Origin of the sequence: Flavobacterium sp. K77 (genome assembly GCF_021608205.1) — a bacterium.
Lineage (GTDB): Bacteria > Bacteroidota > Bacteroidia > Flavobacteriales > Flavobacteriaceae > Flavobacterium > Flavobacterium turcicum.
This window is the reverse complement of sequence record NZ_JAKIHO010000001.1, coordinates 1,046,890-1,059,014: the sequence shown is the minus strand read 5'-3', so window position 1 is coordinate 1,059,014 and position 12,125 is coordinate 1,046,890. Positions and strand designations below refer to the sequence as shown.

Annotated in this window: 14 protein-coding genes; 11 read left to right on the top strand and 3 right to left on the bottom strand. The window is 37.2% G+C overall.

The features are described 5' to 3' along the window. Positions 1–3: 3 nt before the first annotated feature. Together L1S34_RS04700 and L1S34_RS04695 are read left to right on the top strand one after the other, a co-directional pair. Positions 4–369, top strand: a complete 366-nt coding sequence (locus L1S34_RS04700) for a 6-phosphogluconate dehydrogenase (protein ID WP_166137102.1) — start codon at positions 4–6, stop codon at positions 367–369. Next, a complete protein-coding gene (locus L1S34_RS04695) occupies positions 370–918 on the top strand; it encodes an acyl-CoA thioesterase (RefSeq protein WP_236363019.1) in 549 nt (182 codons plus the stop codon). An 87-nt stretch (positions 919–1,005) separates the two neighbouring features. Here the strand turns inward: L1S34_RS04695 and L1S34_RS04690 are convergent, their stop codons facing one another. Then, positions 1,006–1,920 (bottom strand): TIGR01777 family oxidoreductase, encoded by a 915-nt coding sequence (locus L1S34_RS04690; RefSeq protein ID WP_236363018.1) that lies wholly within the window; start codon positions 1,918–1,920, stop codon positions 1,006–1,008. A 118-nt stretch (positions 1,921–2,038) separates the two neighbouring features. On the opposite strand from L1S34_RS04690, the gene L1S34_RS04685 reads away from it, so the two are divergent. From L1S34_RS04685 to L1S34_RS04645, 9 genes are all read left to right on the top strand, one after another. Continuing rightward, the gene (locus L1S34_RS04685; protein WP_166137093.1) at positions 2,039–2,698 is read left to right on the top strand and encodes a TetR family transcriptional regulator C-terminal domain-containing protein; all 660 of its coding nucleotides are present in this window, start codon (positions 2,039–2,041) and stop codon (positions 2,696–2,698) included. Continuing rightward, positions 2,698–4,005, top strand: coding sequence for an ABC1 kinase family protein (locus tag L1S34_RS04680; protein ID WP_236363017.1), 1,308 nt, complete (start codon positions 2,698–2,700; stop codon positions 4,003–4,005). The genes L1S34_RS04685 and L1S34_RS04680 overlap by 1 nt, the downstream gene beginning before the upstream one ends. Further along, complete coding sequence (locus tag L1S34_RS04675; protein WP_166137087.1) at positions 4,005–4,139, top strand: DUF2256 domain-containing protein; 135 nt, start codon at positions 4,005–4,007, stop codon at positions 4,137–4,139. The genes L1S34_RS04680 and L1S34_RS04675 overlap by 1 nt, the downstream gene beginning before the upstream one ends. Beyond that, positions 4,115–5,419, top strand: coding sequence for a DASH family cryptochrome (locus tag L1S34_RS04670; RefSeq protein WP_236363016.1), 1,305 nt, complete (start codon positions 4,115–4,117; stop codon positions 5,417–5,419). The genes L1S34_RS04675 and L1S34_RS04670 overlap by 25 nt, the downstream gene beginning before the upstream one ends. A gap of 6 nt (positions 5,420–5,425) precedes the next feature. Then, positions 5,426–6,913 carry a cryptochrome/deoxyribodipyrimidine photo-lyase family protein gene (locus L1S34_RS04665; protein WP_236363015.1) on the top strand — a complete coding sequence of 496 codons (1,488 nt, stop codon included), beginning with the start codon at positions 5,426–5,428 and terminating at the stop codon, positions 6,911–6,913. Positions 6,914–6,954: 41 nt separating this feature from the next. Further along, positions 6,955–7,239, top strand: a complete 285-nt coding sequence (locus L1S34_RS04660; RefSeq protein WP_210789287.1) for a TIGR03643 family protein — start codon at positions 6,955–6,957, stop codon at positions 7,237–7,239. 44 nt (positions 7,240–7,283) lie between these two features. Continuing rightward, on the top strand, positions 7,284–7,967 hold the full coding sequence (locus L1S34_RS04655; RefSeq protein ID WP_236363014.1) for an SDR family NAD(P)-dependent oxidoreductase: 684 nt from the start codon (positions 7,284–7,286) through the stop codon (positions 7,965–7,967). A 34-nt stretch (positions 7,968–8,001) separates the two neighbouring features. Further along, positions 8,002–8,613: a GTP cyclohydrolase I FolE gene (gene folE / locus L1S34_RS04650; protein ID WP_225872928.1), complete on the top strand. Its 612-nt coding sequence runs from the start codon at positions 8,002–8,004 to the stop codon at positions 8,611–8,613. A 123-nt stretch (positions 8,614–8,736) separates the two neighbouring features. After that, positions 8,737–10,155, top strand: a complete 1,419-nt coding sequence (locus L1S34_RS04645) for an SDR family oxidoreductase (protein WP_236363013.1) — start codon at positions 8,737–8,739, stop codon at positions 10,153–10,155. 94 nt (positions 10,156–10,249) lie between these two features. On the opposite strand, the gene L1S34_RS04640 is transcribed toward L1S34_RS04645, so the two are convergent. Further along, positions 10,250–11,545, bottom strand: a complete 1,296-nt coding sequence (locus L1S34_RS04640; protein ID WP_236363012.1) for a cryptochrome/photolyase family protein — start codon at positions 11,543–11,545, stop codon at positions 10,250–10,252. Next, positions 11,545–12,006 (bottom strand): SRPBCC family protein, encoded by a 462-nt coding sequence (locus L1S34_RS04635; RefSeq protein ID WP_166137066.1) that lies wholly within the window; start codon positions 12,004–12,006, stop codon positions 11,545–11,547. The genes L1S34_RS04640 and L1S34_RS04635 overlap by 1 nt, the downstream gene beginning before the upstream one ends. Positions 12,007–12,125 lie beyond the last annotated feature (119 nt).

Sequence of the window (12,125 nt, the reverse complement as noted above, 5' to 3'; positions counted from 1 at the left end):
CAAATGAGAAAATTTTTAATGATCACTTTAGCAGTAATCGTGTTAGGACTAGTTTCCTATTTCACTTTTTTATATAATGCCACTTACAGCGAGGGAGTGCGCTCTGGTGAATTAATTAAAGTGAGTAATAAAGGAGTTATTTTTAAAACTTGGGAAGGCGAAATCAGTCAAGGTATCTCTGGTGCACAAATATTTTCATTTTCTGTTTTAGACAGCGAAGCTGAAGTAATTACACAATTGCAAGAAATGGAAGGCCAATACGTTCAAGTAAATTATGTTGAAAAATACCGTACTTTCCCATGGTGGGGTGACACGCGTTACTTTATCACTTCAGTAAAAAAAGTAAATTCTCCTTTCAAAATCAAGTAGATGAAAACTTCGTATAAAACCGTGGCGAGTTCAGATATTAAAATTTCTGAATTGATGCTTCCATCCCATACCAATTTTAGCGGAAAAATACATGGCGGCTACATTTTATCCCTTTTAGATCAAATTGCTTTTGCATGTGCTTCTAAATTCTCAGGACATTATTGTGTTACGGCATCAGTAGATACAGTCAATTTTTTACGCCCCATTGAAGTGGGCGAATTAGTAACGATGAAAGCCAGCGTGAATTACGTAGGCAATAGCTCTATGATTGTAGGCATTCGTGTAGAATCAGAAAACATTCAAACAGGCGAAATCAAACACTGTAACTCCTCTTATTTTACAATGGTAGCCAAAGACAACAGCGGCAAAAGTATAGCCGTTCCTGGTTTGATTTTGTCTACAATGAATGATGTTCGACGTTGTTTTAATTGCATCAAACAAATTGCCCAAAAAAAGGAAAAGAACCTTCACGAAGAAATATTCGATTACAGTTCACCCGAAGCACTCGCCAGCTTAGATCAGCACAATATTAAATTAGACCTTCGTTAAGAATAGCTTTAGAAAATAAAAACTTCGAAGGAGTTCTTAATTTGTAAATAGAATACGTTCTAGAGTATAATTTGTGAAAGAATTACATTATTTACTTAAACAGTTACGCAAGGCTCCTTCAAGGTTTTTGAATTGAAAACGAAAACCAGCAGCTTCAATTTTTTGAGAAGAAACTCGGCGACCTGTTAGTACTATTTTAGACATTTCGCCCATTGCTAGCTTAATAACAAACTCGGGCACAGCTGGCAACCAGATCGAATAGCGATAGACACATGATAGGGTTTTAGAAAAAATAGCATTATTGGTGTCATCCTGAACCGCTGCATTATAGGCACCTTGCATTTCATTATTTTCTAGTGCCATAGCATACATCTCACACAGATCATCTATATGAATCCATGGCATATATTGCTTACCGCTGCCAATGATAGCACCCAATCTGTACTTAAATAAGGGAGCCAATTTAGACAAAAAACCATCTCCTTTTCCTAGAACCAAACCAGTTCGGATTTTTACAGTTCGAATATTTCTGTTTTCAATAAAATCTAAAGAATCCTCCCATTTCTGGCAAGTATAACCTAAAAAATCATTTGCAGGAAGCATTTCCTCTGTACAAATTTCAGGACCATTTACAGCACCATAAATACCAATTGCTGAAGCAGATACAAAAGCCTCAAGCTTTTTATTTTGTTTTTTAATTATAGAATACAGCAAAACCGTTGATTGCTCTCTACTTTCGATAATTGCCGCTTTACGTTTTGCAGTCCAGCGTTTGTCAGCAATGTTTTCACCAGCAAGATGTACAATAAAATCAGCCTTGGCAACAGCCTTTTCATCTATAGTTTGCTGAGCTACATCCCATTTAAAATAAAAAACATCTGGTTGATTTGGTTTTACACTCCTAGTTAAAATAGATACAGAGTACCCTTTTTTTAACAATAAATCCGTTAGATGTTTTCCAACAAATCCAGTACCGCCGCTAATTAATACATTCTTTTTCATAATACTGTAAAGCTAGTGATTTTTTAATGGTATAAAATTATATTAAATTTTGTTTAACTTTATTAATATATAGTTAAACATTTACTACCTTTATACCTTAATTTGAAATACACACGAAATGGCTACTAAAAAAACAGCAATTACAAAAGATAAAATAGTTTCTATGTACATGGATCACGTACTAGAGCACAGCGAAAAACCTAAATCAGTATACAATTTCACCAAAACTAACGGTTTCACCGAAACGGAATTTTATGCGTTTTTTGGAACTATCGAAAGTATCGAAAAAGAAATTTTCAGAATGTTCGTTGAAAAAACAATTGAACTTTTGCACAAAAATAGTGAATATGAGACCTACGACATGAAAAGCAAAATGTTGAGTTTCTATTTTACCTTCTTCGAAATCCTAACAGCTAATCGCAGTTATGTTGTTTTGGTTTTAAAGGAGCACAACAATCAACTGAAAAAATTGAGTTTACTAGCTGGTTTGCGTGAGCGCTTTAAAGAGTACTTGACGGAAGTGATTGAAGATGATTTTAGAACACAGCAAGAGCGTTTTCAAAATTTTCAAGAAAAAGCATTTCAAGAAACTTCATGGATTCAGTTATTACTTACACTTAAATTCTGGTTAGATGATGCTTCACCCGCTTTTGAAAAAACAGATATTTATATCGAAAAATCAGTAAAAGCAACTTTCGAATTAATGAACATTGCTCCTATTGATAGCCTAATTGACTTTGGAAAATTCATTTTCAAAGAAAAAATATACAAAAAATAATGAAAACGATAGATTATATACCTACTTCAAAAATTGAAAGAGCATCAAAATTAGTGCAAACAGGCGCTAAAATTGGTGTGAATTATTTGAAGTACTACGGCGAAAAAATGGTCAATTCTGATTTGACTCGCGATAAATTAAACGAAGACAATGCCGAGGACATCTACGATGGCTTGAAAAGCTTGAAAGGAAGCGCCTTGAAAGTAGCTCAAATGCTAAGTATGGATAAGAATTTCTTGCCTCAAGCTTACGTTGAGAAATTTTCATTGTCTCAATTTTCGGTTCCGCCTTTGTCTGCGCCGCTGGTCTTAAAAACATTTAAAAATAATTTTGGTAAAACGCCAACTGAAATTTTTGATGATTTTAATGCTAATTCAGTTAATGCTGCTAGTATTGGCCAAGTGCACGTGGCACACAAAGACGGTAAAAAATTAGCAGTAAAAATTCAGTATCCTGGAGTTGCGAACAGTATTTCATCTGACTTAGCAATGGTAAAGCCAATTGCGATTCGCATGTTTAACCTTCAAGGAAAAGACTCTGATAAGTATTTCAAAGAAGTCGAAGACAAATTAATCGAAGAAACGAATTATCTACTAGAGTTAGAGCAAAGTACCGAAGTAGTTACTGCTTGTTCTAAAATTGACAACTTGGTTTTTCCTAGTTATTACCCGGAATATTCATCAGAAAAAATCATCACAATGGATTGGATGACAGGCAAACACTTGTCTGAATTCACTAAAATCAATACCGATCAAGAGGCTGCAGATAAAATAGGCCAAGCCCTTTGGGATTTTTACATGTATCAAATTCACGTGCTAAAGAAAGTACATGCCGATCCGCATCCTGGGAACTTTTTAGTGGATGGCAACAATAACTTAGTTGCACTCGATTTTGGTTGTATGAAAAAAATTCCAATGGATTTTTACATCCCTTATTTCGAACTTATTGACAAAAAGGTAATTAATGATGCCGCTTTATTTCACGATAAATTATTGGAATTAGAAATTCTTCGCCAAGACGATACTAAAGAAGAAATGGCTTATTTCACAGGTATGTTCCACGACTTATTGTCATTATTTACCAAGCCTTTTCAGGAAAAAACTTTCGACTTTTCTGATGAGAAATTCTTTCAAAGCATAGGCGAATTAGGAGAGCGTTTTTCTAAAGATACCAATCTTAAAAAGATGAATGGTAGCAGAGGCTCGAAACATTTTATTTACATGAACAGAACTTTCTTTGGTTTGTATAATTTGATGTTTGATTTGAAAGCGAAGATTGTAGTAAACGAATTTGAGAAATACACCTAGTGAAAAAAGAACATTTACCCACCAAAATGTGTTTGGTATGCGATAGGCCCTTTGCTTGGCGCAAAAAATGGGAAAAAGTTTGGGATGAAGTAAAATATTGTAGCGAAAAATGCAGAAGAAACAAAAAGGTTTAGTTTGGTTTAGAAATGATTTACGTGTTCATGATAATGAATCGCTTCATCTTGCAATTAAAGAAAACGAAGCGGTTGTGGCCGTTTACTGCTTTGATCCAAGACATTTTGCGAAAACAAAATACGGCTTCAAAAAGACAGAGAAGTTTAGAGCGCAGTTTTTACTTGAATCAGTTGCTAACCTTCGTAAAAATCTCAAAGAACTTCACATCCCTTTGTTTGTGTATTTTCAAGAGCCTGAAAATGTTGTGCCCGCAATGATTGAAAACCAAGAAATCACCAAGGTTTATTATCAGGAAGAATGGACGACCGAAGAGCTGGCTGTAGCCAAAGCGTTAAAAGCTAAAGCTACTGATAACGTAATATTCAAAGCCACTTACGGACAATTTTTGTTTCATCCAAATGCAATTCCGTTTACGATTGAATCGATTCCAAATGTATTTACGCAATTCAGAAATCAATGTGAAAAGAAAGCAAAAGTAAGTGCCGAATTTAAATTAGGTTCACTCACAGCTGCTAATTACCAAGAAACGAATACGTCTTTGCCCACTTTACAGGAGCTCGGATTTGAAGCTTTTGAAAAAGATACGCGAACTGCATTCCCTTTTAAAGGTGGAGAGCAAGAGGCGTTACGCCGAATGGAAAATTACTTTTGGAATACTGAAAAACTAAGTTCTTACAAACTCACGCGCAATGGACTAGTTGGTACCGATTATAGTTCAAAATTTTCGCCTTGGCTAGCTAATGGTTGCATTTCGGCAAAAAGAATTTACTGGGAAGTGGCACAATATGAAAGAGAAGTAGAAAAAAACGAATCGACTTATTGGTTGCTATTTGAGCTGATATGGCGTGATTATTTCAAATACATTTCACTTCAAAACGGTACTGCTATTTTTAAAATTGGAGGCATTTTGGAGCGTGATTACGAATGGAAAAACAACAAATACGCCATCAACAAATGGATTAACGGTACTACAGAAGAACCTTTTGTAAATGCCAACATGATCGAATTACAGCAAACGGGCTGGATGAGTAATCGCGGCCGACAAAACGTAGCTTCTTATTTTGCTAAAGAAATGTTGATGGATTGGCGCATTGGCGCTGCCTATTTTGAAGCCATGCTTCTGGATTATGATGTACACTCTAACTACGGTAATTGGATGTATGTATCTGGCGTAGGCAACGATCCTCGAAACCGAAAATTCAACATCAAATTGCAAGCAAGTAATTATGATGGACAATCGAAGTTTCAAAACTTGTGGTTACAACAACAATTATTCTAAAAAAACATGACGACCAACAAACCAAAGATTAATGTAGTATGGCTCAAAAGAGACCTTCGTTTGCAAGATAACGAGGCGATTTTTAACGCCACAAGAACTGCTATTCCTACTTTGTTGCTGTACGTTTTTGAAAAATCGCTAGAGCAAGACGCACATTATAGCAGCAGACATTGGAATTTTATCAAACAATCAATCGTTGACCTAAATAAACAGCTAGCCCCTTGCAATACCAAAATTTTAGCCGTTTCATCTGAGGTTATTCACGTATTTAACATCCTTGAAGAAAGCTATAAAATTAATGCCGTATTCTCACACCAAGAAACTGGGCTTCGCATTACATACGAGCGCGACAAAGCATTCAAACGCTTTTGCAAAAACAACTTTATCACTTGGACAGAAAATATAAATAACGGCATTTTTAGAGCGTTGAAAGACCGTAGCAATTGGGTACAAAAATGGGAAGATTACATGAATCAACCACAATCCCAGTTTGATTTTACACCATCAAAATACCTTAATCTAGAGGAAATTGCAGCTCTTGAAACCTCTTTGGACGTTCAAGATTTAGAAACCCTACCGGATGCTATTTTCCAAAAAGGAGGATCAACTATGGGTTGGAAATACATGAATAGTTTTTTAAATGATCGCTACCACAATTACAGTGCGCACATCTCTAAACCAACGTTGGCTCGCAAAAGCTGTAGCCGTTTGTCGCCGTATATTGCGTGGGGTAATTTATCCTCAAGACAAGTCTTGCAAAAAGCAGCGACTTTTCGATTGACTTGTAATAATCCAAAACAAATCGATTCGTTTGTATCGCGTTTGACCTGGCAAGCCCATTTCATACAAAAATTTGAAATGGAAGACATCATGGAATTTGAAAGTGTGAACAAAGGCTTTCATTCTTTACAGAAAAAAGTGAACGAAAACTATATTGAAGCCTGGAAAACGGGTCAAACAGGCTTCCCGCTGATTGATGCGTGTATGCGATGCCTGAACGAAACGGGTTATTTAAACTTTAGAATGCGTGCCATGTTGGTATCGTTTTTTACCCATAATTTATGGCAACCTTGGCAGGAAGCCACACAGCATTTGTCGCAAAAATTTTTAGATTTTGAACCTGGTATTCACTTTCCACAATTGCAAATGCAAGCGGGTGAAACAGGAATTAATATGTTGCGTATTTACAACCCAATTAAAAACAGTTATGCGCACGACCCACAAGGGGAATTTATTAAAAAATGGGTACCTGAATTGCGCAATTTACCAACCAACTTTGTACATGAACCAAACAAAATGACCTATTTGGATCAAAAATTTAATGATTTTGAAGTTGGTGTGCATTATCCAAAACCCATAGTAAATATGGAACGTACCCGAAAATTTGCAAGTGACTTTTTGTGGAAAATGAAAAAAAATCCGCTTGTGAAGGAAGAAAGCAACCGAATCCTGCGCCTGCATACCATGGCCGATATTGGTGATTCAGATGCCTAACATATTTTAGAAACCATTTACGAATATAATAACCGTTGACCGTGACTACAAAAAGAGAATTAACCGACCTTGAAAAAGACAGAATCATAGAGATGGCCTGGGAAGACCGTACTACTTTTGATGCGATCCTGAGACAATTTGGACTTAAGGAACAAGAAGTGATTAACTTGATGCGTACCGAAATGAAACCTTCTAGTTTCAGAATGTGGCGTGAGCGTGTACAAGGGCGCAAAACCAAACACGAAAAACTGCGCGAGTTTAGAGAAGGTCGCTTTAAATGCAGTATGCAAAGACAAATAAACAACAATAAGATTTCCAAACGATAAGCTCAAGAGCAGCAACATATTTAATAACTGATTGAACAAAACACATGAAAAACATCGTAATCATTGGTGGCAGTAAAGGAATTGGAAGCGCCATTTTGTTGCAACAACTAGAGACAAATATAGTGTACAACATCAGCAGAAATGCACCTGAAATCACGCATCCCAACTTAAAACATTTTTCAGTAGATGTTTTGCAAGACGCACTCCCTGATTTGGAAGCTGTTGATACCTTGATTTATTGTCCGGGATCAATTAACTTGAAACCAATTGGCAGTTTGAGTATTGACGATTTCAGAAACGATTTCGAAATCAACGTGATTGGCGCAGTAAAAGCTATTCAAAAATACTTACCCCTTTTGCGTAAAGGAACCAATCCTTCTATTGTACTTTTTAGCACAGTAGCAGCAAAACTCGGAATGCCGTTTCACGCTAGTATCGCTACAGCAAAAGCTGGAATTGAAGGTTTAGTAAAATCGCTTGGTGCTGAATTGGCATCGGTAGTTCGCATCAATGCTATTGCGCCAACAATTACCGAAACTACGCTTGCGGCAGGCATTTTGCGCAACGATCGCATGAAAGAAAACATGATCGAAAGACACCCAATGAAAGGGTATTTGAAACCAACAGAAGTAGCCAATATGGCCCATTTTTTAATATCAGATCAAGCAAAATCTATTTCAGGACAAATTTTTGAAATGGATTATGGCATTGTCTCTTTTAAAATCTAATACAATAAATTACATATATAGAAAACCGAAACCCATGATCAAAGAAATGAAAAGTTACGAGAAAATCGAACAATACGACACCGAAATTACTTCAGCATTAGCGGACAACTATAAAACCATAATTGACAATTTAGGTGAAGATGTGACTCGTGAAGGACTTGAAAAAACACCAGAGCGCGTGGCTAAAGCCATGCAATATTTGACTCACGGGTACGGATTGGATCCTTTAGAAATACTTAAATCAGCTATGTTTACTGAGGATCACCAGCAAATGATCGTTGTAAAAGATATCGAAGTGTACTCTATGTGCGAGCACCACATGTTACCGTTTTTTGGAAAAGCGCACGTGGCTTACATTCCAAACGGAAAAATTGTAGGTTTAAGTAAAATACCACGCGTAGTAGATGCATTTGCACGCAGAATGCAAGTACAAGAGCGTTTAACTGACCAAATTAAAAACTGTATTCAAGATGCTTTAAATCCGCTAGGTGTAGCCGTAGTAATTGAGGCACAGCACATGTGTATGCAAATGCGCGGGATTCAAAAACAAAATTCGGTTACTACAACCTCTTCTTTTACAGGTGCTTTTACAAAAGACAAAACAAGAAAAGAATTTATTAGCCTAGTTTCGAATAAATTAAGCTAACTTTATGTAGTTAATCCAACATTAATAATTGCCACGAAGGCGCAACAATACAAAGTCATACTCTCCTATTTTAGATTGTCACCTTTGCCATTGTTGCGCCTTTTGGTTTAAAACAGAGGCACTATGAAAATTCTACTAACAGGAGCTACGGGATATATTGGCAAGCGACTTTTGCCAATGTTAGTAAATAATGGGCATGAGGTAGTTTGCTGCGTTCGGGACAAAAACCGATTTTACTGCCCAATCGATTTACAAGATAAAGTTCAAGTTGTTGAAGTAGATTTTCTAGATGAAGATTCATTAGTTGCCATCCCAAAAGATATTGATGCTGCGTATTACCTCATTCATTCGATGTCTGGATCAGCCTCTAATTTTGATGATTTAGAAAGCTTGTCTGCACACAATTTTGTCGAATATTTGAATACCACACAAGTAAAACATGTTATTTATTTAAGCGGAATCGTAAATGACAGTGCACTCTCTAAACATTTATCATCAAGACTGCGCGTTGAAGAAATTTTAAGATCTGCGAATTTTGCAACCACTACCCTACGCGCCGGAATTATTGTCGGCTCCGGCAGTGCCTCCTTTGATATCATTCGTGATTTGGTGAATAAATTACCTGTAATGATTACTCCAAAATGGCTCAACACACGTTGCCAACCCATTGCAATTCCTGATGTTTTAGATTTTATGTACAAATCCCTATGCAATCCGTTGACGTACAACCAAAGTTTTGATATCGGCGGACCCGATATACTCACCTATAAAGAAATGCTTTTGGGATTTGCCAAAGCCAAAAACCTAAAACGGTACATTTATACCGTTCCGGTGATGACTCCCAAATTATCATCGTATTGGCTGTATTTTGTAACCTCAACTTCGTACCGCTTGGCATCGGCATTAGTGAGCAGTATGAAAGTAGAAGTCGTGTGCCAGGATAATCGAATTAATGATTTATTGGGCGTGCAACCCATGACCTATCAACAAGGTTTGTCACGTGCATTGATAAAAGTAGATGAAGATCAAGTGGCATCGAGTTGGAAAGATTCGTTGGTAAGTGGTCGCTTCAACCGTAATCTATCACCATATTTAAAAGTCCCGAAGAAAGATTGCTATATTGATCGACGTAAAATGGAAATTATTGATCGTGATTTCACCATACGCCGCATTTGGTCAATTGGTGGCGAAACGGGCTGGTATTATGGCGACTGGCTCTGGGATTTACGCGGATTTATTGATAAACTATACGGAGGTGTTGGCTCACGTCGCGGACGCACCAACCGACATGACATACACGCAGGCGATGCTCTGGATTTTTGGCGTGTTTTGTACGCTAATAAACAAGAAGGAAAATTGATTTTGTTTGCCGAAATGAAACTTCCCGGTGAAGCTTGGCTCGAGTTTAAAATTATCAATAATACCTTGTACCAATCGGCTACGTTTAGACCGCGCGGCATTTGGGGCAAATTGTATTGGTACTCCGTTTTGCCTTTTCACGGATTCATCTTTAAGGGAATGCTCGAAAAATTAATTCGGTAATTTCAAATACAATTAATTTCAAAAATGATCAGTAACAAAAAAGGCTCGAAATGAATTCCGAGCCTTTGTCTTTTGATATAAAAGTGATTTTGGTCTATTTTAAAATTCCCGCTTTGTATGTCGTAATAGCGCGATCGCGGGCCATGGCGTGCTCCACCATTGGTTTTCCGTAACCTAAATTGAATTCTTTAATCCAGGTGCGGATGTAAGCTCCTTTCTCATCGAATTTCTTCTGCTGGATATCCGGGTTAAAAACTCTGAAATAAGGCGCTGCATCGCAACCTGTGCCTGCTGCCCATTGCCAATTGCCTACATTGGCTGACATGTCATAATCCAACAGTTTTTGAGCAAAATAGGCTTCTCCCCATTGCCATTCAATCAACAAGTGCTTGCATAAAAAACTCGCTACCACCATACGAACACGGTTGTGCATGTAACCCGTTTCGTTAAGCTGACGCATGCCTGCATCTACCATAGGATAGCCTGTTTTTCCATCGCACCAGCGTTTAAAATCGTCTTCATTGTTACGCCATTGAATGCCGTCATACGCCGACTTAAAATTTTTATTAGCCACTTTAGGAAAGCTGAATAAAATTTGCATGAAGAACTCCCGCCAAATTAACTCACTTAAGAAGACATCGTTTTTGTGAAAGGCCCAATTTATTAATTTGCGTACGCTTACCGTTCCGAATCGCAAATGCGGCGACAAGTACGAAGTTTTGTCCATTGCTGGAAAGTCACGTGTGTCGTGATAATTAGCTATGAACTTTAAATTATGCGGTTTTACTTTGATTGGACTTGGTTCAAATCCAATTGCTGAAAGCGTCAAAATTTCTCCCTTATGTTGGTACAACTTGCTAAAATGTGAGGCCGTATCCCACTCTTGAACAGGCGCCAATGTTTTGTACTTTTCTAACCATTTGTTTTTAAATGGCGTGTACACCGTATAAGGTAAACCATCCGCTTTTACGATTTCTTTTTCTTCAAAAATAACTTGGTCTTTGAATGGAGAAACGCTTACTCCACGCTCTTTCAGCAAAGTTGTAATTTGTGCGTCGCGTTGCAGTGCATAAGGTTCGTAATCTTTGTTATAAAATACTTCTTTCACATCAAACTCTTCCAAAAGCGATTCCCAAACATTGGTAATTGCTCCGTGGCAAACACGCAACCCACTAGAATGCTCCTGTAATTGGGCATGCATTTGCTGCAGATTTTCATGTATGAAACCTAATCGAGCATCGTTTTTAGGAAGTTTACTCAAAATAGCTTCGTCAAAAATAAATATAGGAAGCACCGGATAATCGGATTGTAAGGCCTGGTACAAACCTACATTATCTTCAAGGCGTAAATCACGACGAAACCAAAAAATAGAAACAGCTGCTTTGCTCATTACTTCGAATTAAAAAGTTCGTCTACTTTTTGTACGCGGTATTCAAATATGGATTTCAATTTGTTTTTTACCACCAAAGCATTCATGATACGACCAATAAAACCAAGCGGCAATCCGTAATGAACAACATCAGTCATTTTAGTTCCGGTGGCGGTAGCTTCAAAAAAATGTTTGTGATGCCAAAAACTGTACGGACCAAATTTTTGCTCATCGATGAAATAACTATTTTCTTTTACTGCAGTAATTAAAGTCATCCAAGAAAGTGTTACCCCAAAAAGTGGTGTGACTTTATATTGAATAATTTGTCCGGGATACATTGATTTTTGATCAAAATCAGTGATTTGGAATCCCATGTCTTGAGGTGTTATTTTTTGAAGATTTTTAGGATTTGAAAAGAAAGCCCAACATTCCTCTACCGTTGCATTGATGTGTTGCACGGTTTCTTGTTTGTATATTTTCATGGTATTTTATTTAGGGTATTTAGCAACGGTCCGCGTGAGGGACAGCAGTGGAGCTCTTTTTTAGAGCCCTTTTTTTGGGCGAAAAAAAAGCGGGAGCGGATTGCCCGACCCCGCTGTAA

What these genes read in the sequence shown, in the direction of transcription:
- L1S34_RS04670 (WP_236363016.1), top strand. Translation starts at nt 4,115, where the DNA reads ATGCAGAAGAAACAAAAAGGTTTAGTTTGGTTTAGAAATGATTTACGT.
- L1S34_RS04690 (WP_236363018.1), bottom strand. Translation starts at nt 1,920, where the DNA reads ATGAAAAAGAATGTATTAATTAGCGGCGGTACTGGATTTGTTGGAAAA.
- L1S34_RS04635 (WP_166137066.1), bottom strand. Translation starts at nt 12,006, where the DNA reads ATGAAAATATACAAACAAGAAACCGTGCAACACATCAATGCAACGGTA.
- L1S34_RS04665 (WP_236363015.1), top strand. Translation starts at nt 5,426, where the DNA reads ATGACGACCAACAAACCAAAGATTAATGTAGTATGGCTCAAAAGAGAC.
- L1S34_RS04645 (WP_236363013.1), top strand. Translation starts at nt 8,737, where the DNA reads ATGAAAATTCTACTAACAGGAGCTACGGGATATATTGGCAAGCGACTT.
- L1S34_RS04695 (WP_236363019.1), top strand. Translation starts at nt 370, where the DNA reads ATGAAAACTTCGTATAAAACCGTGGCGAGTTCAGATATTAAAATTTCT.
- L1S34_RS04680 (WP_236363017.1), top strand. Translation starts at nt 2,698, where the DNA reads ATGAAAACGATAGATTATATACCTACTTCAAAAATTGAAAGAGCATCA.
- L1S34_RS04640 (WP_236363012.1), bottom strand. Translation starts at nt 11,545, where the DNA reads ATGAGCAAAGCAGCTGTTTCTATTTTTTGGTTTCGTCGTGATTTACGC.
- folE (WP_225872928.1), top strand. Translation starts at nt 8,002, where the DNA reads ATGATCAAAGAAATGAAAAGTTACGAGAAAATCGAACAATACGACACC.
- L1S34_RS04685 (WP_166137093.1), top strand. Translation starts at nt 2,039, where the DNA reads ATGGCTACTAAAAAAACAGCAATTACAAAAGATAAAATAGTTTCTATG.
- L1S34_RS04655 (WP_236363014.1), top strand. Translation starts at nt 7,284, where the DNA reads ATGAAAAACATCGTAATCATTGGTGGCAGTAAAGGAATTGGAAGCGCC.
- L1S34_RS04700 (WP_166137102.1), top strand. Translation starts at nt 4, where the DNA reads ATGAGAAAATTTTTAATGATCACTTTAGCAGTAATCGTGTTAGGACTA.